This is a genomic window from Streptomyces sp. NPDC052225 (genome assembly GCF_040679615.1).
Classification (GTDB): domain Bacteria; phylum Actinomycetota; class Actinomycetes; order Streptomycetales; family Streptomycetaceae; genus Streptomyces.
Genome location: NZ_JBFAVD010000046.1, coordinates 1 through 24,467, shown reverse-complemented (window position 1 = coordinate 24,467; position 24,467 = coordinate 1). Strand labels below are relative to the sequence as shown.

25 protein-coding genes are annotated in these 24,467 nt (G+C 72.0%); 2 read left to right on the top strand and 23 right to left on the bottom strand.

All coding sequences use genetic code 11. The features are described 5' to 3' along the window. Nucleotides 1–163 precede the first annotated feature (163 nt). Entirely contained in the window at nucleotides 164–619 is a 456-nt protein-coding gene (locus AB0L37_RS37010; RefSeq protein ID WP_365516106.1) for a MarR family winged helix-turn-helix transcriptional regulator, read from the top strand. 7 nt (nucleotides 620–626) lie between these two features. On the opposite strand, the gene AB0L37_RS37005 is transcribed toward AB0L37_RS37010, so the two are convergent. The 23 genes from AB0L37_RS37005 to AB0L37_RS36895 all read right to left on the bottom strand — a co-directional run bounded on the left by AB0L37_RS37005 (nucleotide 627) and on the right by AB0L37_RS36895 (nucleotide 23,139). Then, a complete protein-coding gene (locus AB0L37_RS37005; protein WP_365516083.1) occupies nucleotides 627–1,751 on the bottom strand; it encodes an acyl-CoA dehydrogenase family protein in 1,125 nt (374 codons plus the stop codon). Next, nucleotides 1,748–2,380, bottom strand: coding sequence for an antibiotic biosynthesis monooxygenase (locus tag AB0L37_RS37000; protein WP_365516080.1), 633 nt, complete (start codon nucleotides 2,378–2,380; stop codon nucleotides 1,748–1,750). The genes AB0L37_RS37005 and AB0L37_RS37000 overlap by 4 nt, the downstream gene beginning before the upstream one ends. 13 nt (nucleotides 2,381–2,393) lie before the next feature. Then, nucleotides 2,394–2,975 carry an NAD(P)H-dependent oxidoreductase gene (locus AB0L37_RS36995; RefSeq protein ID WP_365516077.1) on the bottom strand — a complete coding sequence of 194 codons (582 nt, stop codon included), beginning with the start codon at nucleotides 2,973–2,975 and terminating at the stop codon, nucleotides 2,394–2,396. 37 nt (nucleotides 2,976–3,012) lie between these two features. Further along, entirely contained in the window at nucleotides 3,013–3,801 is a 789-nt protein-coding gene (locus tag AB0L37_RS36990) for an SDR family oxidoreductase (protein ID WP_365516074.1), read from the bottom strand. 1 nt (nucleotide 3,802) lies between these two features. Further along, nucleotides 3,803–4,486, bottom strand: a complete 684-nt coding sequence (locus tag AB0L37_RS36985) for an antibiotic biosynthesis monooxygenase (RefSeq protein ID WP_365516071.1) — start codon at nucleotides 4,484–4,486, stop codon at nucleotides 3,803–3,805. A 10-nt stretch (nucleotides 4,487–4,496) separates the two neighbouring features. Then, nucleotides 4,497–5,267 (bottom strand): SDR family oxidoreductase, encoded by a 771-nt coding sequence (locus tag AB0L37_RS36980; RefSeq protein ID WP_365516068.1) that lies wholly within the window; start codon nucleotides 5,265–5,267, stop codon nucleotides 4,497–4,499. A 58-nt stretch (nucleotides 5,268–5,325) separates the two neighbouring features. Continuing rightward, complete coding sequence (locus tag AB0L37_RS36975) at nucleotides 5,326–6,267, bottom strand: LLM class flavin-dependent oxidoreductase (RefSeq protein WP_365516065.1); 942 nt, start codon at nucleotides 6,265–6,267, stop codon at nucleotides 5,326–5,328. Between the two features lie 67 nt (nucleotides 6,268–6,334). Next, nucleotides 6,335–7,003 carry a hypothetical protein gene (locus AB0L37_RS36970; protein WP_365516062.1) on the bottom strand — a complete coding sequence of 223 codons (669 nt, stop codon included), beginning with the start codon at nucleotides 7,001–7,003 and terminating at the stop codon, nucleotides 6,335–6,337. 33 nt (nucleotides 7,004–7,036) lie between these two features. Further along, the gene (locus AB0L37_RS36965; protein ID WP_365516059.1) at nucleotides 7,037–8,062 is read right to left on the bottom strand and encodes a methyltransferase; all 1,026 of its coding nucleotides are present in this window, start codon (nucleotides 8,060–8,062) and stop codon (nucleotides 7,037–7,039) included. 55 nt (nucleotides 8,063–8,117) lie between these two features. Beyond that, nucleotides 8,118–9,338, bottom strand: a complete 1,221-nt coding sequence (locus AB0L37_RS36960; RefSeq protein ID WP_365516056.1) for an MFS transporter — start codon at nucleotides 9,336–9,338, stop codon at nucleotides 8,118–8,120. Next, a complete protein-coding gene (locus AB0L37_RS36955) occupies nucleotides 9,335–10,102 on the bottom strand; it encodes an SDR family oxidoreductase (protein WP_365516053.1) in 768 nt (255 codons plus the stop codon). The genes AB0L37_RS36960 and AB0L37_RS36955 overlap by 4 nt, the downstream gene beginning before the upstream one ends. A 50-nt stretch (nucleotides 10,103–10,152) precedes the next feature. Next, the gene (locus AB0L37_RS36950; protein WP_365516050.1) at nucleotides 10,153–12,105 is read right to left on the bottom strand and encodes an SDR family oxidoreductase; all 1,953 of its coding nucleotides are present in this window, start codon (nucleotides 12,103–12,105) and stop codon (nucleotides 10,153–10,155) included. Then, nucleotides 12,102–13,592 carry an FAD-dependent monooxygenase gene (locus tag AB0L37_RS36945; protein WP_365516047.1) on the bottom strand — a complete coding sequence of 497 codons (1,491 nt, stop codon included), beginning with the start codon at nucleotides 13,590–13,592 and terminating at the stop codon, nucleotides 12,102–12,104. Before AB0L37_RS36945 ends, AB0L37_RS36950 begins: the two co-directional genes overlap by 4 nt. Next, the gene (locus AB0L37_RS36940; protein WP_365516044.1) at nucleotides 13,547–14,416 is read right to left on the bottom strand and encodes a 4'-phosphopantetheinyl transferase superfamily protein; all 870 of its coding nucleotides are present in this window, start codon (nucleotides 14,414–14,416) and stop codon (nucleotides 13,547–13,549) included. The genes AB0L37_RS36945 and AB0L37_RS36940 overlap by 46 nt, the downstream gene beginning before the upstream one ends. Next, on the bottom strand, nucleotides 14,397–15,338 hold the full coding sequence (locus tag AB0L37_RS36935; RefSeq protein ID WP_365516041.1) for an aromatase/cyclase: 942 nt from the start codon (nucleotides 15,336–15,338) through the stop codon (nucleotides 14,397–14,399). The genes AB0L37_RS36940 and AB0L37_RS36935 overlap by 20 nt, the downstream gene beginning before the upstream one ends. A gap of 20 nt (nucleotides 15,339–15,358) precedes the next feature. After that, entirely contained in the window at nucleotides 15,359–16,147 is a 789-nt protein-coding gene (fabG, locus tag AB0L37_RS36930) for a 3-oxoacyl-ACP reductase FabG (protein ID WP_365516038.1), read from the bottom strand. Nucleotides 16,148–16,247: 100 nt separating this feature from the next. Beyond that, complete coding sequence (locus AB0L37_RS36925) at nucleotides 16,248–16,511, bottom strand: acyl carrier protein (protein WP_365516035.1); 264 nt, start codon at nucleotides 16,509–16,511, stop codon at nucleotides 16,248–16,250. A gap of 57 nt (nucleotides 16,512–16,568) precedes the next feature. After that, nucleotides 16,569–17,783 carry a ketosynthase chain-length factor gene (locus AB0L37_RS36920; RefSeq protein WP_365516032.1) on the bottom strand — a complete coding sequence of 405 codons (1,215 nt, stop codon included), beginning with the start codon at nucleotides 17,781–17,783 and terminating at the stop codon, nucleotides 16,569–16,571. Further along, nucleotides 17,780–19,051 (bottom strand): beta-ketoacyl-[acyl-carrier-protein] synthase family protein, encoded by a 1,272-nt coding sequence (locus AB0L37_RS36915; RefSeq protein ID WP_365516029.1) that lies wholly within the window; start codon nucleotides 19,049–19,051, stop codon nucleotides 17,780–17,782. The genes AB0L37_RS36920 and AB0L37_RS36915 overlap by 4 nt, the downstream gene beginning before the upstream one ends. Next, nucleotides 19,048–19,377, bottom strand: a complete 330-nt coding sequence (locus tag AB0L37_RS36910) for a TcmI family type II polyketide cyclase (protein ID WP_365516027.1) — start codon at nucleotides 19,375–19,377, stop codon at nucleotides 19,048–19,050. Before AB0L37_RS36910 ends, AB0L37_RS36915 begins: the two co-directional genes overlap by 4 nt. Nucleotides 19,378–19,593: 216 nt before the next feature. Beyond that, nucleotides 19,594–21,168 (bottom strand): acyl-CoA carboxylase subunit beta, encoded by a 1,575-nt coding sequence (locus tag AB0L37_RS36905; protein WP_365516024.1) that lies wholly within the window; start codon nucleotides 21,166–21,168, stop codon nucleotides 19,594–19,596. Between the two features lie 50 nt (nucleotides 21,169–21,218). Further along, nucleotides 21,219–21,878 (bottom strand): TetR/AcrR family transcriptional regulator, encoded by a 660-nt coding sequence (locus AB0L37_RS36900; RefSeq protein ID WP_365516020.1) that lies wholly within the window; start codon nucleotides 21,876–21,878, stop codon nucleotides 21,219–21,221. Next, a complete protein-coding gene (locus tag AB0L37_RS36895) occupies nucleotides 21,781–23,139 on the bottom strand; it encodes an MFS transporter (protein WP_365516017.1) in 1,359 nt (452 codons plus the stop codon). Before AB0L37_RS36895 ends, AB0L37_RS36900 begins: the two co-directional genes overlap by 98 nt. A 310-nt stretch (nucleotides 23,140–23,449) precedes the next feature. Here AB0L37_RS36895 and AB0L37_RS36890 point away from each other — a divergent pair, with 310 nt between their 5' ends. After that, nucleotides 23,450–24,310 carry a hypothetical protein gene (locus tag AB0L37_RS36890; RefSeq protein WP_365516014.1) on the top strand — a complete coding sequence of 287 codons (861 nt, stop codon included), beginning with the start codon at nucleotides 23,450–23,452 and terminating at the stop codon, nucleotides 24,308–24,310. The last annotated feature ends 157 nt before the right edge of the window (nucleotides 24,311–24,467 follow it).

The window sequence follows — 24,467 nt, the reverse complement described above, 5'->3', positions numbered from 1 at the left end:
GCTCGGGCACTACCCAAAACGCTAGTGATTCGCACTGCGAACCACAATGCAGAGGAAGTTCAGGAACTACAGATCCGCGTTAAGAAATGGAAGTTCCTGCTACGAACTTTCGATATTCGAGTGCTACGCTCGCCGCGTGGCCAAGCATGAAGACGACGACGAAATGGGGCTCGCGGCCGCACTGGTGCGGACGTCGTTCCTGGTCAACGCCGTTTACGCGCAGGCGAGCCGGGAACACGGCCTGACCCCGCAGCAGGGTCAATTGCTGTGCGTACTGATGGCGCAGCCGTACGGCATGAGCGAATTGTGCGCCATGCTCGGACTCGCCAAATCGAGTCTGACCGGCCTCGTGGACCGAACCGAGAACAACGGCCTGGTGCGCCGCGAGAACGATCCGCACGACAGTCGTGCGGTGCGCGCCGTGCTCACGGCGCGCGGTGCCCGGCTCGCCGAGCGCTTCTACACCGACGCCTGCCGCCGCATCGAGCAGTTGCCGGCCGGGCTCGATCCGGCGGGACGCGGCGCCCTCACCGCGCTGCTCGGCCGGGTGGTGCGGGACAACGACGGCCCCGTGGTCTTCGGGGAACCCGGTCACGGGACCGCCGCGGCCCGCCGCTGAGTCCGGCTCAGGCCGCGGTCAGCCGCTGCGTGTAGGCGAGCGCCGCCGGCTCGAACTGGAGGGCGGCGTGCGAGCCCGCCGCGTGCACGTCCCGCCAGATGCGCTGCATCGGGTGGGTGGCGGCCTGCCCACGGGTGCCGGTCACGTGGAAGAGCCGGTCCACCGCGCCGACGAGCATCTCGACCGCGAGCGTGGCGTCGCGGTGGTTGCGCACGGCCGCGTCGGACTCGGCGAGGCGCCCCTCGTCGGCGGTCGCGGCGACCCGGGCGAGCAGCAGCGCCGCCGCGTCGATCTCCCCCGCCGCGCGGGTGTAGGCGATACGGGCCGTCTCCCGGGCCACCGCCCGGGCCCCGCTGGGCTGCTTGCCGAGGTGCTGCTCGACCAGGCGCAGCGCGGCACGGGCCGCGCCGAGGACGGGCGCCGCGAAGGTCAGCCCGTTGATCGCGAACAGCGGGGCCGCGTGCACCGGCGAACCGGTCGGCGCCGGCAGGATGCCCTGGCGCATGTCGTCCCAGACGAACGAGCGGTACCGCGGCACGAACGCCCGTTCCACAAGCAGCGTGTGGCTGCCGGTGGCGCGCATGCCGAGCGTCGACCACGACTCCTCGTACGTGAAGGAGTCCCTGGGCACCGCGAACACCCGGATCGAGCGGTCGCCCGGGCGCGGCGGCGCCGAGCTGAGCAGCGCCCAGTCGGCGAACTCGACGCCGCTGACGTAGAGCCACTTGCCGGACAGCGACCAGCCGCCGTCCACCTCCTCGGCCTCCACGCCGGCCGCGACCATCGAGCTCACCAGGCGGGTGTCGGTTCCCTTCGCCCAGACCTCCTCGCGGCCCTCCTCGGGGAGGAAGGCGCTGAAGCGGCCGTTGTACGCCCACAGGGACGCGAGCCAGGCGGCGGACGTGCAGCCCTCGCCGATCGCGGCGACGGCCCGGGTCACTTCCTCGAACGTGGCCCCGGCGCCGCCCTGCCCCAGCGGGGCGAGGGCGTACGGGAACCCCGCCGCGGCCAGGGCCTCGACGGTGCCCGGGGCGAGGCGTCCTGCCGCGTCCGCGGCCTCGGCGCCGCGGCCCGCGGCACCGGCCGCGGCCGCCTGCGCTCCGTCGTCGTTCCGTGCCGGCTCGCCGCTCACGCGCGCTCCCTGATGTACTCGATCTCGCTGACGAAGAGCTCGACGCGGACGCCGTCCAGGTCGTCGAGGGCGGACGGCTCCTTGGGCCGCGCGAGGAAGGCGCGGAAGCTCTCCTCGTCCTCCCACTGCGCGTACTTGACGACGTGCTCGCCGGACAGACCCCGGTGCACGGCGTGCGACACGTACCCCGGCGTGGTCGCCAGCTCCTCGGGGTCGTACGTCATCTCCTTGAGGACCTGCGTCTGGTCCTCGGGCGCCGACGCGACCACGATGACCACGGTGAAGCGCGGCTCGTCGAGGCTGATGCGGGGCTCGGGGTGCCAGGTGTGGACGACCTCGCAGGGGATGGTGTCCAGCCGGGAGATGTTCAGGGCGCTGCCGAGGCGGCCCTGGGTGGCGCGCTCGCTCAGGAAGGCGTCGTAGGCCTCCTTGCTCTCCCACTGGGCGTAGTTGACGACCGAGCGGCCGTCGAGGCCCCGGTGGAAGTTGCCGGAGACCAGACCCGGCTGGGTCTCGGCCGGCGGCAGGCTGCGCCACTGGTCGAACAGCACCTGCTGCCCGTCGGCGTCCTCGGTGTGAAAGATGTTGAACAGTGTGAAGTAGCTGTCCTCCACCCTGATGGAACTCATGACTCTCCCTGGGTTAAGCGGCGTAGGGGCGCGCGGTGCGGGCGTCCTTGAGGGCGCAGGCCCACCACTGGAGCTTTTCGAGCATGGCCTTCGCGGGGACGGCGGCGTCGGGCGCGCGCAGCACGCCGTCGTCGCCGATGTGCTGCCACACGCCGTGGAAGCTGACGGTGTCGCGGATCGTGGCCGCGTGCAGCTCCGCGAAGACCAGGCGCAGCTGCTCCACGGCGCGCAGCCCGCCTGACAGACCGCCGTAGGAGACGAACGCGACCGGCTTGGCCTGCCATTCGGCGCGGTGCCAGTCGATCAGGTTCTTCAGCGGGGCGGTGAAGCTGTGGTTGTACTCCGGCGTGATCACGACGTACGCGTCCGCCGCGTCGAGGCGCGCGGCGACGGAGGCGAGCAGGGCGGCGGACTCGTCGCCCGGCTCCTGCGTCAGCGTCAACGGCAGTTCCACATCGGCGAGATCGAGGACGTCGACGTCGTACATCGAGCAGGCCTCGGCCTCCTCGACGAACCAGTGCGCGACGGCCGGACCGGTGCGGCCCACACGGGACGAACCGATGATCACGGCAAGACGCAGTGTTTCCTCGGACATGTTCTTCCTTCCTGTGAGCCGAACCGGATACGGCGGGTCAGGCGTGGGCGCCGTGCCGGATGGCGCGCATCTGCGCCACCCACACGTCGGCGTCGTCGGCCCGCTGCCGGAAGGAGTCGGCCGAACCCTGGTGCGTGAAGACGTGGATCCGGTTCTCCTCGATGGCCTCGAGCGCGGCCTTGGCCACCTGCTCGGGCTCCAGGACCTCGGAGACCTCCTTCAACTTGGCCAGCTGCTCGTTGCTGCTGACGCTGGCGGTCAGCATCGGGGTGTTGACCGCCTGCGGCATCAGACACGAGACGCCGAGGCCGCGGTGGCCGTACTCGACGGCGAGGTACTCGGCGAACGCGACGGCGCCCATCTTCGCGACGGAGTACGGTGCCGCGCCGAACGCGGTGAGCACACCGCAGGCGGCGATCGTCTGCACCAGGTGTCCCCGGCCCGCCTCCAGCATGGCGGGGACGACGGCGCGGGCCGCCCACACGTGCGACATCATGTTGACGTCGAGGGCGCGCTTCCAGTCCTCGTCCGACGCGTCGTGGCTGCCCGTGACGGTCAGCCCGGCGTTGGAGACGAAGATGTCGACGGAGCCGAACCGCTCCCGGGCGCGGTCGACCAGCGCCTGGATCGACGCCTCGTCCGCGACGTCGGCGCGGACCGCGAGGGCCTTTCCGCCGATGCCGGCGGCGACCCGCCGGGCGCCCTGCTCGTCGATGTCGGAGACGACGACGCCCCGGGCGCCGGCCGCGGCCAGGGCCTCGGCGATCGCCTTGCCGATGCCGCTCGCGGCGCCGGTGACGACGGCGACACTGCCTTCGATCTTCATGTCACACGCTCCCGAACGGGTTGGTCATCACGTAACGCCACTCGCCTCGGGCGTTCTTCTTGAGGACGTCGAGGCCGCGGCCGGTGCCGGTCATCTCGGGCTTGGAGGGCACCGTGATGCTCCAGTCGACGACGAGCGCGGCGGTGTCGCCGACGACGTAGCTCTCGACGACCTCGGCCGACAGCTGCGGGTCCAGCGTGAGGAACTCGACGACGGCGGCGCGGTGTTCGTCGCCGCTGACCGACTTGCCGGGCTCCCAGACGGCCGCGGCGCCCGGCGCGTAGACCGCCATGATCGCGTCGATGTCCCGGGCGGCGTAGGCGTCCAGGTACCGCTGGTTCATCTCGGCGGGGTCGGCGGGATCGGCGGGGCCGTCCTGCTCCGGGGCGCCGGCGAGCGTCAACTGCCGTACCTCCAGGTCCTTTTGGAGGTAGGTGTCGCGGTCGGCCAGGAACTCCTTCATGTACGGCTGCCCGAGGTGGCGGGCCAGGTCCTTGCGGGTCGCCCAGATCTCGTAGAACACGAAGAGGTGGGGGTCCTGCGCGTCCTGGTTGATCCAACTGCCCAGGCAGCCGGGCTCGTTGCGGGAGCGCTCGGCGAAGGAGACGAGCAGGTCGCCCAGCTCAGCCGCCTTCTCCGGCTTGGCGTGGGCGAATCCGACCGCCGACTGGATCTCGTTCTGCATGATGGGCTCCTCAGCCGAGAAGGGTGCCGCCGGTGGCGTCCACGAACGAACCGGTCATCCAACGGGCGTCGTCCGAGGCGGCGAACGCGACGATGTCGGCGACCTCGTCCACCTGTCCGACCCGGTTGAAGGCGGAGAGCGCGGACATCTGCTTGACGGCCTCGGGGTCCTCGAAGACCGGGTCGCCGTTGTTCGTGACGCCCGGGGCGACCGTGTTGATGGTGATGTTGCGGGGCGCGAGGACCGGAGCCATGTGCAGGGTGATCTGCTCCAGGGCGCCCTTGCTCATCGCGTACGCGATCTGGATCGGGAACGCGGAGTGCGTGACACCGGACGACACGTTGACGATGTGGCCGCCGTCGGGGATCAGCTCCAGGGCCCGCTGGATGAGCAGGAACGGCGCCTTGGCGTTGATGTTGTAGCAGTTGTCGAGGATCTCCTCGGTGACCGAGGCGGGTCCCGCGCCCGCGAAGCCGGTGGCGGCGGCGTTGTTGACCAGGATGTCGAGCCGGTCGGAGCCGGTCAGCTCGGTCAGGCCCGCGCGGGTGCCCTCCAGGAGCCGCTCGATCGCGCCCGGCTCGCCGAGGCTGGCCTGCACGGTGAAGGCGCGGCCGCCGGCCTGCTCGATGAGCGTCACGGTCTCCTTCGCCGCGACCTCGTTGCCGGAGTAGTTCACCGCGACGACGGCGCCGTCCTGTGCGAGCCGCAGCGCGATGGCGCGCCCGATGCCCCGGCTGGCGCCGGTGACGAGCGCCGTCTTGTTCTCAAGCCTGCTGGTCATGAAGAGCCCTTCGAAGGGAGGGAAAAGGTCGTTGGGTGAGGTGTGCGGCGGAGCCGGACTAGCGGGTGCGGCCGGCGACCGCCGCGCGGACCGCCGGGGCGATCTCGGCCGCCCATACGGCGAGGGAGCCGAGGTCAGGGGTGCCGCCGCGCGGGGAGAAGAGCATGAAACCCGCGGCGCCGTGCTCGAGGACCGCGGCGGTCAGCTCCTCGGTCCACTGCGCGACGCTGCCGCCGATCCAGCGGCCGTCGGCGTCGCGGGTCCTGGCCAGCGGCCGTTCGGTGATTCGGCCGGGGAGGTTGAAGACGGTGCGGACCTCGCGCGGGTCCCGGCCCACGGACCTGGCCGCCTCGTCGACGACCGGACGGGACGCGCGGTAGCGGGCGCTGACCCAGTCCGCCGCGTGGCCCGGGATCCAGCCGTCGGCCACCCGGCCGGTGGCGGCCAGCGACTTGCGGCCGACCGACCCGGTCCACACCATCGGGGCGGCGACCGGTGAGGGTTCGATCTGCTCGACGCGGTAGTGGTGGCCCTTGAAGGTGACCGGCGGGCCGCCGCCGGACAGCTTTCCGACGAGGACGATCGCCTCCTCGAAGGCCTCCACCGCCTGGGCCGGGGTGAGCGGCTCGACGCCCATGTCGGCGATCCGGTCCCACAGCCCTCCCGCGCCCATGCCGAGCACGACGCGGCCCTCGGAGAGCGCGGACAGTGTCGTGACCGTCCGCGCCAGCATGGCCGGGGGCCGGGTCGGAAGATTGCTGACGTTGGCGAAACCCGCGAGGTGCCGGGTGCGGCCGATGACGAAGCCGACGGTGGCGTACGCGTCCAGGCGCTCGCCCACATAGGGGTGGTCCGACAGGGAGAAGAGGTCGAGCCGTTCCCGGTCGGCCAGTTGGGCCATGTCGAGCAGCACCGGAGTGTCGCCGATGACGCTGTGCGCGCCGAAGCCGAAGACGACGTCGCGCGCGGACAGCGCCGTCTGTGTGGTCGGGGTTGCCAAGGGTGTGCCCTTCACTTCTGTACGGGTGGTCTGTCCGGAACGGTTCGTACGGGTCAGTTCGTACGGGTCAGTTCGTACGGGTGGCGTGGAGCTCGTAGCGGCGGCCCGCTCCGGCCTCCGCCTGCCCCATGTACTCCAGGAGCGGCTCGATCTCCGCCTTGATGTGGACGAGCGCCTCCGCCTCCGAGGCCCACTCGGACAGCAGGAAGATCGCGTCGTCGTCCGCGCCGACATGGAAGTTGGCGGCGATCGCCCCGGGGTAGGCCCGGTCCTCGCCGACGGTCTTCTCCTCGGTGCCGAGGAGGCCGTCGACCCAGGCGCGCGCCGTCTCGCCGTCCCGCATGGCGAAGAAGGCGGCCGGGTAGCAGCCGACCGGCGGCAGCGGGTCGGGCAGCACGGTGGGCTGCACCCTGCGGTACAGCCGGAACGCCGCGGGCTCGCCCGGCCGGTGGCCGAGCGCGCGCCAGTCGGGGCGCAGCGCATCGAAGGCCGTGCGCGCGCCGTCCCCGTCCTCCGCCGCGAACTGGGCGTAGACCAGCAGCGACGTGCCGTCGGTGCCGTGGAACAGGGACACCGACACCAGGCCCTCGGGCCACGGGACGGACTCCCAGTGCGCGAGGACCGCGGCCTGCGCGTCCCCGAGGCGCTCGGGGTCGCCACCGGTGACTTCCTCCACCACCGCGGTGGCGGCGTCCGGACGGCCGATCTCCGGCCTGACGTGCGATGTGGTCGCCATCGTGGACTCCTCAGGTTGTCTTCGGCGCGGGACTCAGGCGCTCTTGCGGCCGATGACCAGGACGTCCTCGTGCAGCCCTTCGACCTCGACGGTCTCCGGCCGGAAGCCGGCTTCGCGCAGCCAGCCGTGCAGCTCGTCGGCGGAGTACTCGTGGCCGCCGCGGGACCAGACGAGCATCGTCAGACCGGCCAGCGCCCCGTGCATCGAGGGCTGTTCGCCGCCGGCCATCGGGTCGTAGACGAGCACGGCGCCGCCCGGCTCCAGGGCGTCATGGGCCCGCTTGAGCAGGGCGATGCGGTCCTCGACGCCCCAGTTGTGCAGGACGTGGCCGAGGACGAGGACGTCGGCCCCGGGCAGGTCGTCCTTGAAGAAGTCGCCGCCGTGGAAGGTGAGTTCGCTGTCACCGAGGCGCTTCATGTGCCGGTCGAAGGCGGACCGCAGCGGCGGCAGGTCGAAGACCGCGCCCTTGAGGTGCGGGTTGTGCTTGACGACCTCGTGCGCGAAGTTGCCGCGGGCGCCGCCGATGTCGACGAACGAGGTGTACCCGCTCCAGTCGATACGGCTGAGGGCCTGGGCGATCGGCGCGCTCAGCAGGTCCATGCTGTCCAGGAACCCGTCGGTGGCCTCGGCGTCCGCGTACAGCGTGTCGTACGGGTTTCCGGCGACCGCGGCCTGGTTCTGCGGCTTGCCGGTGCGCAGGGAGTCGGCGAGGCCGTTCCACGCCGGGTTCAGCTCCTGCTCGCAGAAGTGCAGGTAGCCGCCGAGGTAGGCGGGGCGGCCCTTGACCAGGAACGCGTCGCTGACCGGGGCGTTGGTGAACGTACCGTCGGCGGACTCCAGCAGGCCGAGGTGGACGAGACCGGCGAGCAGGTCGTTCGTGCCGCGCTCGACGAGACCGAGCCGCCCGGCGAGTCCGGCGGCCGTGACCGGGCCCTTGGACACTTCGGTGAACAGGTCGTACTCGACGGCCGCGAGCAGGATCCGCGATTGCCAGGAGCCGAGGATCAGACCCATGATCGGGCCGGGGTTCACGGAGTTGTCGGGCGTGTCGACTGCCATGGCAGTGAGCCTCCTTGAGGTGGTGGATCGGGGTGGGAGCCGAGGTGACGGCGGGTCAGTCGGTGGTGGCGCGCGCCGGACGGCGTACGAGGGCGGCCGCGAGGCCGAGCGCGCCCACCGCGGCGATGAGCGCCGGCGCGGACCGCGGGTCCGGGGCGCGGGTCAGCAGCAGAGCGGAGAGCGGCAGCAGCAGCACGGCGCCGAGCTGCACGGACGCCTGGTACAGCGAGACGGCGGCGCCCCGGTCCGCCGGGTCGAGTCCGGCCGTCGCCCGGGTGTTGAGGGCGACGAACGCCAGGCAGAACCCGGCCTCGACGAGCAGCAGGACCGGCAGCACGCCCGGGGCGTAGCCGCTGTCCGGGCGGGCCAGGTACAGGACCTGGCCGAGCAGGGGGAGGAGCGCGCCGAGCACGACGAGGCGGCGGCTGCCGTACCGGGTGATGAGCCGGCCGGCGAACGGCACGCTCAGGGCCAGCGGCACGCAGGCCGGCAGCAGCGCGAGCGCCGAGCGCCAGGGCGACCAGCCGTAGTCGTCCGCCATCTGAAAGACGATCAGGAGCAGCAGCGCCTGGTAGCCGCCGTTGAGGCAGGCGGCGCCCAGCGCGGAGCGCGGCAGCGCGCCGCGCCGCAGCAGCGCCGGTCTCGGCAGCCGCGCCGGCCCGGTGTTCCGCTCGCGCGGCAGTACGTAGATCCCGGCGACGCACAGCACCAGGGCCACCGGCGCGGGGAAGACGAACACCCAGCGCCAGCTGGCCGTCAGCAGCCCCCCGGCGAGGAGCAGCCCGGCGGTGAAGCCTGCGGCGCCGAACAGGGAGTACACCGACAGGGCGCGCCGTCGCTGCGGGCCCTGCGGGAACACGTCGTTGATGATGGCAAGACCGGTCGGCGCGGTCAGGGCGGCGCAGGCACCCTTGACGACGCGGACGGCGACCAGCAGCGCGGGGCCGCCGGCCAGGCCGCCCGCCAGGGAGGCGACGGCGAACAGCAGCATCGCGCCCAGGTAGGCGCGGCGGCGGCCGATCCGGGCGCACAGCACGGGGCCGAACGGCAGCAGCGCGGCGAAGCCGACCGCGAAGCCGCTCATCAGCCACTGGGCTCCCCACGCGGTGAGGTCGAACCGGGCCGCGAGCGTGGGCAGGGCGATGAGCAGGACGGACACTTCGACCGCGTCGAGCAGCATGTTGCCGGAGAGCACCAGGAGCCGGGACCACTGGCGGGCGTCCCAGGCGCCGTGCGCCTGCGCGGCGGGCGCGGCGGTGACGGCGGGCGCGGTCACCAGTCGAGCACCTGGCCCTCGGCCGTGCCGTTCTCCCCGAGGAAGACGGCGGTGGGGCCGTCGTCGGGGAGGGTGGCGAGCAGCACCGGGATGCGCGCGCCCTCTTCGGTGGTGAGCCGGCCGTGGTGGCCGTTGATGTCGGTGGCCACGAAGCCGGGGGACGCCGCGTTGACCAGGATCCCGGTGCCGCGCAGCTCGTTGGCGTACGCCAGGGTGACCGCGTTCAGGGCGGTCTTGGACGACGCGTAGGACAGCAGGGTCGAGGGGAACTCGCCGGGCGGGTGCTCGCCGGTCTGGTCGAGGTTCTCGGCGGCCGACTTCAGCGAGCCGATGGCGCTGGAGACGTTGACGATCCGGGCGCCGGACGCCTTGCGCAGCAGCGGCAGCAGGGCGTTGGTGACGGTGATGACGCCGAAGACGTTGGTCTCGTAGACCGAGCGCACCTGGTCGGCGGGGGTCTGGCTGGGCGGTTGCATCGGGCCGCCGACACCGGCGTTGTTGACCAGGACGTGCACGGTCCCCGCCTCCTGGGCCAGCCGCTCGGCGGCGGTCTTGGCGGAGGTCTCGTCGGTGACGTCGAGGTGCAGGAACCGTACGTCGAGGTCGTCGGCGGACAGGTCGGCGGCGGCGGCGCGGCCGCGCTGTTCGTCGCGGGCCCCCAGGTAGACGGTGTGGCCGCGCTCGGCGAGCTGCCGGACGATCTCGCGGCCGATCCCCTTGTTGGCTCCGGTGACGACGGCGACGCGCGCGGAATGGGCGGACATGTGGGCCTCTCGCGTGGGATGGCGCATGGGACGGGTGGGGCGGCCGTGGCTCAGCCGAGGAGGGTGCCGCCGGTGGCGTCGATGAAGGCGCCGGTGATCCAGCGGGCCTCGTCCGTGGCGAGGAAGGTGATGACGTCGGCGACGTCGCCGGCCTGGCCGACCCGGTTGAAGGCGGAGAACTTCGCCATCGCCTCGACGGCCTGCGGGTTGTCGAAGATGGCGCCGCCGTTGTCGGTGATGCCGGGGGCGACGCTGTTGATGGTGATGCCGCGCGGCGCGATGATCCGGGCCAGCTGGAAGGTGAGCTGCTCGATGGCGCCCTTGGTCATGGCGTACGCGACCTGGTCGGGCACCGAGGTGCGGGTGACGCCGGTGGTGAGGTTGATGATGCGGCCGCCGCTGGGCATCTGGCCGAGGGCGCGCTGCACGATGAAGTAGGGCGCCTTCGCGTTGACGGCGAAGGAGCGGTCGAACTCCTCGGGCGTGAGGTCCTCGGGCGCCGAACCCGTCGACGTGACGGCCGCGTTGTTGACGAGGATGTCGAGGCGGGTGTCGCCGGTGCGCTCCTTCAGGCCGCGCTCCAGGCCGAGGAAGAGCTCGTGCACGTCGCCGGGGACGCCGAGTTCGGCGCGCACGGTGAAGGCGCTGCCGCCCTCCTTCTCGATCAGCTCGACGGTGTCGTCGGCGGCCTGCTCGTTGGCGGTGTAGTGCACGGCGACCAGGGCGCCCTCGCGGGCGAGCCGGATGGCGGTCGCCCTGCCGATGCCGCGACTCGAACCGGTCACGAGGGCCGTCTTGTCGGTGAGCCTGTCCACGGTTGACCTTCCGGGTTGATGGGTGTGCGGGGGCACGAAGTGCGGTTCCTGGCGCGGCTGTTCGGTCACGTCGAGGCCGCTGATCATGCGGGCGAGGTGGCGGCGCACGGGCGCCTGCTCCAGGAGTTCGCCGAAGACGTCGCGCAGCGCGAGCACGTCGTCGGTGCCGAACAGCAGCCGGGCCTGCGCGTCGATGTTGGCCAGCGTGCGCGCCCCGGCCCGATGCCGTTCGGCGTGGTAGGTGTCGAGCAGTGCGGGGGAAGCGGCGCCGGTGGCGACCCGGGCCAGCTTCCAGCCGAGGTTCGCCGCGTCGTGCAGCCCGAGGTTGACGGCCTGCCCGCCGACCGGCATCTGGCGGTGCGCGGCGTCGCCGGCCAGCAGCAGGCGGCCGCGCCGGTACTCGGTGGCCTGCTGGGAAACGGTGCCGAAGCGGTTCAGCCAGCGGGCCTCGCCGTGCCCGATGTCCTCTCCGGTGACGGCGGCCCAGGAGGCGGCGACCTGTTCGAAGGTCACCTCGCCGGAGGGCTGTTCACCGAACCGGTGGACCATCAGACGGGTGGTGCCGTCGGGCCTGCGGTAGGCGGTGGCGATGCCGCCGGGGAAGCGTTCGAGGCGCCGGTCGGCGATCTCGATGCCGGTGATGTCGGCGCGCAGCATCACCTTGTCGGCGTCGTGCCCGGCGCAGGTGAATCCGCCGAGCTCGCGCACCGTGCTGTCCTCGCCGTCGCAGCCGACCAGGTAGCCGGCCTCGAGGGTGTACGCGGTGCCGGGCCCGCGCACCTCGACGCGCACGCCGTCGGTGTCGCCGCGCAGCCCGGTCACCGTGTGGCCGCGCCGGATCTCGGCGCCCAACTCCTCGGCGTAGGACTGGAGTTCGGTCTCCAGGTGGTGCTGGAGGCACTCCCACTGGCCCGCGTGGGGATGCTCGGGGTCGGCCTCGGCGAGGTCGAGGCGCAGGCCGCCGAAGTGGCCGGGTCCGACCGGGGGCAGCTCGCCGAGCCGGGGCAGAAAGCCCCGGTCGGCGAAGATCTCCATGGTCCGCGCGTGCAGGACGGACGCCCGTGACTCGCCGGTGGGCTCGGTCCTTCGCTCCAGTACGACGACTCCCGCGCCGCCCGCCCGCAGTTCGGCCGCGAGGAACAGGCCGACCGGGCCCGCGCCGACGATCACCACATCGGCGCGGGTCACCGGCGCGCCCCGTGGGCGGGACCGAACCAGCGGCTCAGCGAGGAGCCGAGGTCGCGGTGGCTGCCGGGCGCGGCCCAGGCGACACAGCCGTCGGGGCGCAGCAGGACGGCGGCGGTGCCGGCGAGCGGGCCGTCGGCGGGCAGCGGGTCCGGGGTCGCGGTGACGATGTCGACGCGGCCCCGCCACGGCCGGGCGCGGCGGCGCAGCACGGCGTTGTCCTCCAGGTCGAGGAGCACGCCGCGGCCGGTGCGCAGCAGTTCGGTGCTGCTGGTGCGGCGCTCCCCCACCGTCACCGGCAGGTGCGGCAGGCGCCGGCCGAGCAGCGGGCTGGTGCCGCCGCCGACGTCGTAGCGGATGTCGAGGCCGCTGACCTTGGCCGCCAAGTGCCGTGCGGCGCCGGGCAGTCGGACCAGTTCGGCCAGGACGTCGCGCAGCGGTGCGGACTCCTCGCCGCCGAGGATCAGCAGGCTCTGCGCGCGGGTGTTGGCGAGCAGCGCGCGGCCCACCTCGTGGCGCTCGGAGTGGTACGTGTCGAGCAGTTCCTCGGGGGCGTCGCCGCGCAGCACCGCGGCCAGCTTCCAGCCCAGGTTGTGGGCGTCCTGGACGCTGGTGTTCATGCCCTGGCCGCCGGCCGGCAGATGGACGTGGGCGGAGTCGCCCGCCAGCAGGACGCGGCCGCGCCGGTACTCGGTGACCTGCCGCGCGGCGTTGCCGAAGGCGCTGACCCAGACCGGTTCGGCGTGCGAGACGTCGATGCCGGTGAGCCGCTTCCACACGTCGGCGACCTCGGCGAACTCCGGCGGCCCTGTGCGCTTTCGCGGGGGCACGCCGTGCTCGCCGACGATGATCCGGTGGATGCCGCCGGCCAGCTTGGCGACCATCACGAAGCCGCCCTCGATGTGCTCGCCGGTCATCCGCGGCTCCAGTTCGACGCCGCGCAGGTCGGCCAGGAGCATCTCGGTGGTGGCGGCCGTGCCCGGGAAGTCGAACCCGGCCGCCTTGCGGACCGCGCTGCGTCCGCCGTCGCAGCCGACGAGATAGCGGGCGCGCAGCGTGTGCTCGCCCCCGGGGCCGCGCACGGTGACCGTGACGCCTTCGCCGCCGGCGCCGTCGTCCTCGTACGAGACGAACTCGTGCCCGCGGCGGATGTCGGCGCCGAGTTCACCGGCCCAGGCCTCGAGCGCCTGCTCGGTCACCGACTGCGGCACCGTCTTCGCGGCCTCGTGGAAGGCGCCGAGGACGCTCATGTCCAGCGGCACGCCACCGAAGTGGCCCATCCCGCTGGTCTCGTACTCCCCGATCCTGCGCAGCAGTGCGCGCTGGTCGAAGACCTCCATCGTGCCGATCGTCAGCCCGATGCCCCGGGACTCGCCGGTGCGCTCGGGGTGCCGTTCGAGCACCGTGACGTCGATCCCTGCCAGGCGCAGTTCCCCGGCGAGCATCAGCCCGGCGGGTCCCGCTCCCACAACGACCACCGAAGCGTCCATGAACCTTTCCTCCTCAAAGCCAGTAGCGGAGCCGCGGACAGCGGCAGCCCCGCCGCGTCGTCGTACAGACACGCCGCGGGCAGGGACCGCAGCGTGACGATCGGCTCCGCGGAGGCGAACAGCGCTGCCGCGGCGGCGTGGTGCGGTCCGGCCGGCACATTGCGCACGATCCAGCCGGCCGGTCCCTGCGGGGCGCCGGGCCAGGGCGCGGCGCCCAGGTAGTCACGGGCGGGACTGCGGGCGAGCCCGGTGCCGAGTCCCTTGAGATACGCCTCTTTGCGGGTCCACAGCTGCGCGAAGAAGTCGGGTCTGCGGTCCTCGGGAAAGGCCCTCAGCTCCCGCCACTCCGCCCGGTGCAGGGCGGGCCCGACGACCTGCACCGACTCGGTCGTCGGCGTGCGCTGCACGTCCACGCCCACGACCGAGGCCGCCGTGCCGATCAGCACGAGCCCGTGGCTGTGCGAGAGCGAGAAGTGGACCGGCAGGGGCGGGTCGAGCAGCACGGGCCGGCTCGTGCGGTACGGGCGTGCCGTGACGGTCTCCCGGCCGAGGACCAGCCGGTCGGGCGGGTACCCGGTGGCCTCCGCGAGGACGCGGCGCAGTGCGATGTGCGCCGACAGGTACTGCACCCGGTCCGTGGGCCGGACGAACAGCTCCGCCCGCCGCAGCTCCGCGGCGTCCAGCTCGCGCACCGCGAGCCGGGCCGCCGCCGGGCTGTCCGCGGACGGCGGGCGCAGCAGCCACAGCGAGAGCCTCGGCGGCTCGCGCAGGACCGGGATCAGCGACCGCGCGGGCGCACGCGGTTCAGCGCCGGGCCTCGGCATAGGCCTTGGCGTGGCCCAGCGTCGCCAGGCTGTTGGTGCTGAGCGCGGTGTGCACGTACGCGCGGGCGTCGGCGACGGTGGCGTCCTCGCCGAGGATCCGGGCGATGTTCTCGGTGTTGATCGTCACCGTGTGCTGCGAGGACGCCGTGACACCGGTGTCGGTCTCGGCGAACGTCCAGTAGCCGGTGTGCAGCGTCATCAGCGCGGGCAGCGTGACCTGCTTGTAGGCGATCCTGTGGTGCGGGAAGGTCACCCGGTACGACTTCGTGGTGTGCACGGAGCCGTCCTTGGCGCGGGTGTCCATCTCCAGGGTCTGCAGGCCCGGGGCGTCCTCGTCGAGCCGGACGGTGGCCACGTGCGGCAGCCGCTCGGACCACAGGTTCGCCTCGTTGATGAAGTCGTAGACGTCCTTGGCCGCGCCGGCGATCTCGACGGAGTCCTCGAAGGAGAACGTCAGTTCCGCCTCCGTCTCGGCGTGCACGCGCTCGACGTTGGTGCGCAGCGCCGCCAGTTCGGAGCGCGAGTTGCGGTCGACGGCCTCGTCGATCCACGCGAGGCTCTTCGGGTCGTCGTCGATGGCGCGGTAGTCGTGCAACAGCCGGATCCGCGACTCGGTGCCGGAGACCGGCTCGATGATCCAGGTGCCGCCCATGGACGCGACCGGCGGCGTGGACACCTCCTGGCGGAAGGTGATGCGCAGGTTCTCCGGGTCCAGGGTGCGGTGCGACGTCCAGTTCTTGGGCTCGCCGTTGGCGGTGGCCCAGATCTGGATGCGTTCCTCGTTCGCGCCGCGCTCGGCGTGCTCGACGTGGATGGTGGGCGGGAAGATCCGCGGCCAGTTCTCCACTTCGGCGATCAGCCGGAACACCGTCTCGGCCGGTGCGGCCGCGGTGATCTCGTGCTCGACCTCACGGATGGTCATGGTCAGCTCTCCTTGGGACCTTAGAAGTTGCCGAGTCCGCCGCAGACGTTGAGCGCCTGCGCGGTGATGGACGCCGCGGTGTCGGAGGCGAGGTAGCCGACCAGACCCGCGACCTCCTCGGGCGTCGAGTAGCGGCCGAGCGGGATCTTCGCCTGGAACTTCTCGAGGATGGCGTCCTCGCTGGTGTCGTAGGCGGCCGCGTAGCCCTGGCGCACGCGCTGCGCCATCGGCGTCTCGACGTACCCCGGGCAGACCGCGTTGACGGTGATGCCGGTGGGCGCGAGCTCGTTGCCGAGCGCCTTGGTGAAGCCGACGACACCGTGCTTGGACGCCGAGTAGGGGGCGCCGAGCACGACGCCCTGCTTGCCCGCGGTGGAGGCGATGTTGATGATCCGGCCGCGGTCCTTGTGGCGCATGCCGCCGGTGTTGAGCACCTCGCGGGTCACCCGGAAGACGCTGTTGAGGTTGGTGTCGATGACGTCGTGCCACAGCTCGTCGGTGATGTCCGCGGTGACACCGCCGCCGCTGCGGCCGGCGTTGTTGACCAGTACGTCGATGCCGGCGCCGAAGGTGTCGACGGCCGCCTGCACGAAGTCGCGGACGCCGTCCGCGTCGCGCACGTCGAGCGTCGCACCGGCCACGGCCAGGCCCTCGGCCTGGAGCTCCTTCACGGTCGCCGCGACGTCGTCGGCGCTGCGCGCGCCGATGAACACCTGGTGACCCTGCTCGGCCAGGAGCCGGGCGACGGCGAGACCGATGCCGCTGGTGGCTCCGGTGACCAGGGCGGTCCGCTGCTGCTGATCTGACATGGGGGACGTCTCCAGTGGGAGGGAAAACGGGCCCGCCGGGTGGTGCGCGCGGCACCACCCGGCGGGTGGATGACAGAAGGTACGAGTCGGTGACGGATCGTCAGATCAGCGCGGCGAGGCTGTTGTTGACGGCGTCGATCAGCATGCGCGGCGTGTTGGCGATGCTGAGGATCTCCTCGTCGAGGGAGATGTGGTACTCGCGCTCTATGCGCCCGCCGGTCTCCAGGAGGGCCAGCGACTCGTAGCCCAGCTGCTCGAAGTCGGTGTCGAGGATGTCCCCGCCGACCTGGTAGGAGTCGTCGGCGCCTGCCGCCTCGATCAGGATGAGGCGCAGGTCGTCGAGGGTGAAAGCCTGCTCGGCCATGATGGTTCCTTTCCTGTGCGGCCGGACCTGCCGACCGGTGTGAATGCGCTACGGGGATCAGTCGGCGGAGCGGACGACCAGCGCGGAGTTGAAGCCGCCCAGGCCCCGGCCGAGCACCAGTGCGGTGCGCACCTCGTGCGTGCGGGGGTGGCCGACCACGAGGTCCAGGCCGTAGGCCTCGGCGGGCCGGGAGTTCATGGTGGGCGGGATCAGGCCCTCCTCCATCGCGAGGAGGACCGTCGCCAGGTCGAGCGCCCCCGCGGCCGAGTACAGCGAACCGGTCATCGTCTTGGGGACGGTGACGGGCACCTGCTCGCGGCCGAAGACCGCGTTCAGCGCGTCGGCCTCGATGCGGTCGAGTTCGGGCACCGCGGCGCCGTCGGCGAAGACCACGTCCACGTCGCGGGCGCCGACCCCGGCGTCGGCCAGGGCGATCTCGATGGCCTTGCGCAGCGCGGGCGGACGGCCGCTGCCCGGCTTCGGGTCGAACGTCGCGCCGTAGCCGGCGATCTCCCCGTACACCTTGGCGCCACGCGCCCTGGCCGCGTCCTCGCGCTCCATGACGAGAAGGGCACCGCCCTCGCCCGGGACGTGTCCCGAGGCCCGGTCGTCGAAGGGCACGAAGGCGTCGGCCGGGTCGTCCGCGGTGGTGACCCGGCCGCTGGTCAGCTGGGCCACCCAGCCCCACGGGCACAGGGAGGCGTCGACGGATCCGGTGACGACGAGCGGTGTGCCCTTGCGGATCTGGCGGCGCGCCTGCGCGACGCAGTCCAGGCCGCCGGCCTGCTCGCTCACGACGACCCCGCTGGGGCCCTTCATGCCGTGCCGGATGGAGATCTGGCCGCTGTTGACGGCGTAGAACCAGGCGAACGACTGGTACGCGCTGACGTACTCGCTGCCCTGGCTCCACAGCCGCTCCAGCTCGCGCTGGCCGAACTCGAAGCCGCCGGACGCGCTGGAGGTGACCACACCCATGTCGAAGGCGGGCCGCTGCGCCGGGTCCACCCCGGCGTCCGCCAGGGCCCAGTCCGCGGCGACGAGCGCGATGCGGGTCATCCGGTCCGTCTGCGGCAGCAGCTTGCTGGGCAGGTGCTCGGAGGCCTCGAACCCGTGGATCTCCCCGGCGAGCCGGGCCGGGTACTGCGTGGGGTCGAAGCGGGTGATGCGCCCGATGCCGCTCTTGCCGACGCGGGCGGCCTGCCAGTACTCCTCGGCGCCGAGCCCGTTGGGTGCGGCGACACCCAGGCCGGTCACCACGACAGAGGTGCTCATGCGGCGGTCCTTTCCGGCCGAGCGAGGACCATCGCGCTCTGGAATCCTCCAAAGCCACTGCCGACGGTCAGCACGGCGTCCGTCCGGTGCTCCCGTGCGGTGACGGGCACATAGTCGAGATCGCATTCGGGGTCAGGGGTGTGGAGGTTGGCCGTCGGCGGCACCACGTGGTGCGTCATGGCCAGCGTCGAGGCGGCGATCTCGATGGCGCCGATCGCGCCGAGCGAGTGGCCGACCATCGACTTGATGGAGCTGACCGGCGTGGCGTACGCGTGGTCGCCGAGGCTCCGCTTGAACGCGGCGGTCTCGTGGCGGTCGTTCTGCTTGGTGCCGGAGCCGTGCGCGTTGATGTAGTCGATCTCCTGGCCGTTCATCCGCGCCTCGTCGAGCGCGACGCGGATCGACTCGGCCATCTCGGCGCCGTCGGGGCGCAGACCGGTCATGTGGTACGCGTTGGAGCGGGTGGCGTAGCCGGCGATCTCCGCGTAGATGCGGGCGCCGCGCTTGCGGGCGCTCTCCAGTTCCTCCAGGACGAAGAAGGCCGCGCCCTCGCCGAGGACGAATCCGTTGCGGGTGCTGTCGAACGGCCGTGAGGCGCGCTCCGGTTCGTCGTGCCGGGGCGTGGTGGCCCGGATCGCGTCGAAGCACGCCATGGTGATCGGCGAGATCGGGGCGTCGGTGGCGCCCGCGACCAGCACGTCGAGGGAGCCCTCGCGGATCAGCTCGACCGCGTAGCCGATGGAGTCGATGCCGGACGTACAGCCGGTGGAGACCACGGCGTTGGCGCCCTCGGCGCCGACGGCCCAGGCCACTTCGGCGGCGAACGAGCTGGGTACCAGGTGGTTGTGCAGGTGCGGGACCGCGTACGTGTGGTCGACCAGGTTCAGCCGGCCGCCGTCGCTGACGACCCGGTACTCCTGGTCGAGGCCCATGGTGGCGCCGACGGCCGTGCCGACGGTGACGCCGACCCGGTGCGGTTCGTGGTCGGTGAGGTCGAGGCCGCTGTCCGCGACGGCGCCGCGGGCGGCGACCACGGCGAACTGCCCGGCCCGGTCCATCCGCCGGATCTCCTGCGGGCTCAGCCCGTGGGCCTCGGCGTCGAAGTCGATCTCGGCGGCGACCCGGGAGCGGAACGGCGACGGGTCGAAGAACGTGATGCCGCGCGTGGCGGTGCGGCCCTCGCTCAGCAGCGACCAGAAGGCGTCGCGGCCGACGCCTCCGGGGGCCAGGACCTCAAGTCCCGTGATGACTACGCGTCGGCCGGTCACCGCGGGCCCTCCCAGTGGTAGAAGCGGGTCGCCATGGCATCGGCGGGCGAGCGCCAGGTCGCCGGGTCGTACGCCTCGATGAACGGCTTCAGGTCGTCGCTGATCCGCACGAAGCGCGGGTCGGTCTTCGCCTCCTCGATCTGCTCGCCACCGTTGTCGGTGTCGAAGTCCTGGAGGTGGAAGTAGAGGCCGCGGTAGTGGAAGAGCTGGCGGCGGCGCGTACCCATCCGGTGCGGCATCTCGGTGGCGTCGAACGCGCGGAACAGATCGGCCACGTCGCCGGCCGTTCCGGGGTCCATTCGCGCCACGATCAAATTGCTGTGCATACGATTCTTCTCCCAGTGGAAAGCCGTACGGCGGACCGGAGTTTCACGACTCGTCGACGGTTCGACAGCAAGAGGGCCGGAACCGGACGGAAAAAGGAGCGCGCTTTCGATCCACCGGATGCGGTGACAAAGCGCCGGACTCTGACATATATCTTCTTCGGCAACTCCCCGGTATTCAAGGGGAATCACTACAGATCCACGTGCAGAAACTACAGGTCATTGCGGGGCGTTGCCGTGCTTGCGCGAGGGCAGGTCCGCGTGCTTGGCGCGCAGCATGGCGAGGGAACGGATCAGTACCGCCCGGGTCTCGCGCGGGTCGATGACGTCGTCGATCAGTCCGCGTTCCGCCGCGTAGTAGGGGTGCATCAGCTCGCTCTTGTACTCCTCGATGCGCTGTTCCCGTACGGCGTCCGGGTCTTCGGCGGCGTTGATCTCCCGGCGGAAGATGACGCCCGCCGCGCCTTCGGCTCCCATCACCGCGATCTCGTTCGTCGGCCAGGCGAGGGCCAGGTCGGCACCGATGGAGCGGGAGTCCATGACGATGTACGCGCCGCCGTAGGCCTTGCGCAGCACCAGTGAGACGCGCGGCACGGTGGCGTTGCAGTACGCGTAGAGGAGCTTGGCGCCGCGGCGGATGACGCCGTTGTGCTCCTGGTCCACGCCGGGCAGGAAGCCGGGCACGTCGACCAGGGTGATCAGCGGGATGTTGAACGCGTCGCAGAACTGCACGAAGCGGGCGCCCTTCTCGGACGCGTCGATGTCGAGCACCCCGGCCATCGAGGCGGGCTGGTTGGCGACGACGCCGACGACATGCCCGTCCAGGCGGGCGAAGGCGCAGACGATGTTCGTGGCCCAGGCCGGGTGCACCTCGAAGAAGTCGCCGTCGTCGACGACCTCCTCGATCACCTTGCGGATGTCGTACGCCTGCCCGGCACCGGCCGGGACCAGGTCGAGCAGCGCGTCGTTGACCCGGTCGACGGGGTCGCCCGAGCGCTCCACCGGCGACAGTTCACGGTTGTTGGCGGGCAGCAGCGAGAGCAGGTAGCGGACGTCCTCGATGCACTCCTCCTCCGTGTCGTACGCGAAGTGCGAGACGCCCGAGACGGCCGAGTGGACGTCGGCGCCGCCCAGACCGTTCTGGCTGATCTCCTCGCCGGTGACCGCCTTGACGACGTCGGGCCCGGTGATGAACATCTGCGAGGTCTCGCGGACCATGAACACGAAGTCCGTGAGCGCGGGAGAGTAGGCGGCGCCGCCCGCGCACGGGCCGAGCATCACGGAGATCTGCGGGATCACCCCGGAGGAACGGGTGTTGCGCTGGAAGATGCCGCCGTAGCCGGCGAGCGCGGTGACGCCCTCCTGGATCCGGGCGCCGGCCCCGTCGTTGAGCGAGACCAGCGGGGCGCCCGCGGCCTCGGCCAGGTCCATGATCTTGTGGATCTTCTGGGCATGGGCCTCGCCGAGCGCGCCGCCGAAGATGCGGAAGTCGTGCGCGTAGACGAAGACGGTGCGGCCGTGGACGGTGCCCCAGCCGGTCACCACGCCGTCGCTGTACGGCCTCTTGTCCTCGAGCCCGAACCCGCTGGCCCGGTGCCGCCGCAGCGGCTCCACCTCGTTGAACGAGCCCTTGTCGAGCAGCAGCGCGATCCGCTCCTGGGCGGTCAGCTTGCCCTTGGCGTGCTGGCGTTCGGTGGCCGCCGGGTCGGGGCCCGAGCGTGCCGTCTCCTTGATCTCGGCCAGCTCGTCGACGCGGGCCTGGACCGAGTTCTGCGGTGCGGCTGGTGCGGTCATGGTGTTCCCCACCTCCATGGGTCGCGGTTCGTGGGCACGGGGACGAGGGATCAGCCCTCGGCCCCGGGGCGGTACAGCCGGATGAAGTCGGCGACGCCCGCGGTGACGAGGGCGTCGCGCTCGAAGTCCGGCAGCGGCAGGGCCCCGTGGAAGGAGGCCTGGACGACGCCGCCGGCGACGAGCTGGATGAAGCGCTCGGCGGCGCGCTCCGGGTCCTCGAAGGACAGCAGTCCGCGTTCGGCGACGCGGGCCAGGCGCCGGGCCAGCTCACGGTTGGCCTGCCGGGGCCCGGCGGTGCGCCACATCTCGACGACCCCGGCGGGCCACGAGGTGATCTCGGCGGCCAGGTGCCGCACGATCGCGAAGTGCTCGGGGAAGACCGTCAGCGGCGTGAGCCAGGCGCGGCCCAGCTCGACCAGGTCCTTGTCCAGGTCGTCGATCTCGGCGAGATGCTCCTCGGCGATCGTCGTCAGCGAGGCGGCGACGGCGGCCGCGCCTTCGAGGAGCACGGCGAGCAGCAGGTGCTCCTTGTCCTTGAAGTAGTGCGTGACCGCGGCTTCGTCGCGGCCGCACTCCAGGGCGATGTCGAGGACGCTCGTGTGGGTCCAGCCCTCACGGGCGAAGACGGCGCGGGCCGCCCGGACGATGTCGGTGCGCTCCTCCGCCGATCCTGCCTGGACCGGGACGGGGTTCGTCTGCGAGATGGCCATCGTGGGTTCCTCCGGGTGAGATGCGGATCGGATCGGGCGTACGGGGACGGGGGCCGCGGGCGCGCAGCCGGGCGACGGCCACGGCGCAGGCGGCGAGCAGCGTGGCGGCGCCGCCCGCGAGAAGCCCGGAGCGTGCGCCGAACCGCTCGCTGAGGACGCCGACGACGAGCGCCCCGAGCGGGGTGGTCCCCTGGAACACGAGCGTGTAGAGGGCCATGACCCGGCCCCGGTAGGCGGGGTCGGTGCCCAGTTGGATGTGGTGGTTGGCGGCCTGCGCGAAGTACAGGCAGCCGCAACCGGTGCCGAACAGCAGCACGGCGGCCCACAGATACGTGGGCGCGAGTCCGGCCGCGCACTCCAGGGCCCCGGCCGCGAGCGCGGCGCCGACGACGACCGCGGCCGGCGGGCGTCCGCGGCGGCGGGTGGTGAGGAACGCCGCGAGCAGCGATCCGGCCGCGAAGGCGGTGGTGAGCAGCCCGAACTCGGCCGCCCCCGCATGGAATTCGGTCTTGGCGAGCAGCGGCAGCGTGAGCTGGAAGTTGAAGCCCAGCATGCCGACGACGGCCACGAGGACCATCGCGTGCCGCAGGTCGGGGCGGGCCGCCATGTGCCGTACGCCGTCCATGACGCGGGCCCGCGCGGGACGTTGCGCCGAGCGGTACAGCTCCGCGGGGCGCATCGCGCGCAGGGCGGCGACGGTCGCCAGGTAGCTGCCCGCGTTGAGCAGCATCACGGGGGCGGTGCCGAACCGCCCGATGAGCAGGCCCGCGAGGGCGGGACCCGCCACCCGGGCGACGTTGAAGTAGGCAGCGCTGAGCGCGGACGCGTTGGGCAGCAGATCGCCGCCGACGAGCTCGCTGACGAACGACATCCGGGTGGGCACCTCGACGGCGTTGACGATGCCGAGCCCGAGGGCGAACAGGCAGATGTGCCACAGCCCCGCCGTGCCGGTCAGCACGAGCACGGCGAGCAGGAGCGACAGGACGCCCGACGCGACGTTGGCGGCCATCAGCAGCCGGCGCTTGTCGTGCCGGTCGGCGAGGCCGCCCGCGTACAGGGTGAGCAGCAGCAAGGGCGCGAACTGCAAGGCGGTCACGACGCCCAGGGCGGTGCCGGAATCGCCGGTGAGGGAGAGCACGAGCCAGTCCTGGGCGACGACCATCATCCAGGTCCCGGCGACGGAGACGAGCTGGCCCGCCGCGAACAGCCGGAAGTTGCGCACGGACAGGGACTGGAGCGTGCCGGCGTGAGGTGATCTCATTTCGTCCTTGGGCGAGGAGAATACGGGCGCACGGCAAGGGAATATGCCCTATAGCTTCTTCGCTCCGGGCCCGCGGGTCAATAATTCCCATGTCAGATCCGGGTCAGGTAGCGTCAGGAATAATCGGTTCCGCTATGGGGTGTGAATTCGCGTCAGAAGTGTGCCAGCACACCGCCGGAATTCATTGGATTCTGTCAGGTACTACAGGTGACATTCCCCGGCACTTGCGGAGCGGAGAATCGCGAAATTACGGTTCCCGGGTCCGTGGCGACTTCGACCGGAGGTCGCCGAGACTCAGGGGGTATTCCGAATGTCCGTGGTGACGACCGTCTGTGTGGGAGCCGGCTGTGTCCGGCGCGAGGCCGCCGGCTCGGCCCGGCGCCCGGCCGCACCCGCCGCCCGCTTGTGCCCGGACTGCCACGAGCGCCTGGTGCGGGATCTGAACCGGCTGCCGCAGCTGTACGAGGAGTGCGCGCGGCACCTCGCGGGCGGCGGCGGCGAGCCGGCCAGGGAGAAGACCTCGGGCGGCCCGCTGCCCGGCATGCCCTTCAACCTCCGTGCCGCGGAGGTGCGGACGTCGGTCCTCTCGGTGCTCAGCGCCTGGGCGAGCCTGGTCCTCGAGGAGCGGTCGCTGGCCGGTCCACGGCGGGCCGTCGGTCCGCTGGTCCAGTTCCTGACCCGGCACGCCGGCTGGCTCGCGGCGCACAGCGCGGCCGGTGAGGTGTGCGCCGAGATCGCCCAACTGGTGCGCACGGCGCACCGCGTGATCGACCCCATGACGACCCGGCGCATAGCGGTGGGCGCGTGCGTCGAGCCCGGCTGCTCCGGCGCGCTGACCGCCCTGGTACGGCCCGAGCGGCCCCAGCTGCCGGCCACGATCATCTGCGGCGGCGACGCGGCGCACCGCTGGGTGAGCCACGAGTGGCTCCAGCTCAGCCGCCGGCTGGCCGCGGCCAAGGCCCCCGCGCCCGCCGACGAGCCGGCGGACCAGGAGCCCGCGATGCGCTGGATGACCGCGGCGGACATATCCCGCCTGTGGGACATGCCGTCGGGCAGCGTCTACCGCCGCGCCAGCACCGAGCACTGGCGCCGCCGGAACCGTTCGGGCCGCACGTACTACCACGCGGGCGACGTCTACGAGACGTTGCACGGGCGGGACGTGACGGCATAGCCGGGTACGACGAAACGCCCGTCGCCCCCTCCCGCTCCGGGAGGGGGCGACGGGCGTTCGCCTCAGTCCTTGATCTCGCAGATGGCGGCGCCGGAGGTGAGGGAGCCGCCGACCTCGGCGGACAGGCCCTTGATGGTGCCGGACTTGTGCGCGTTGA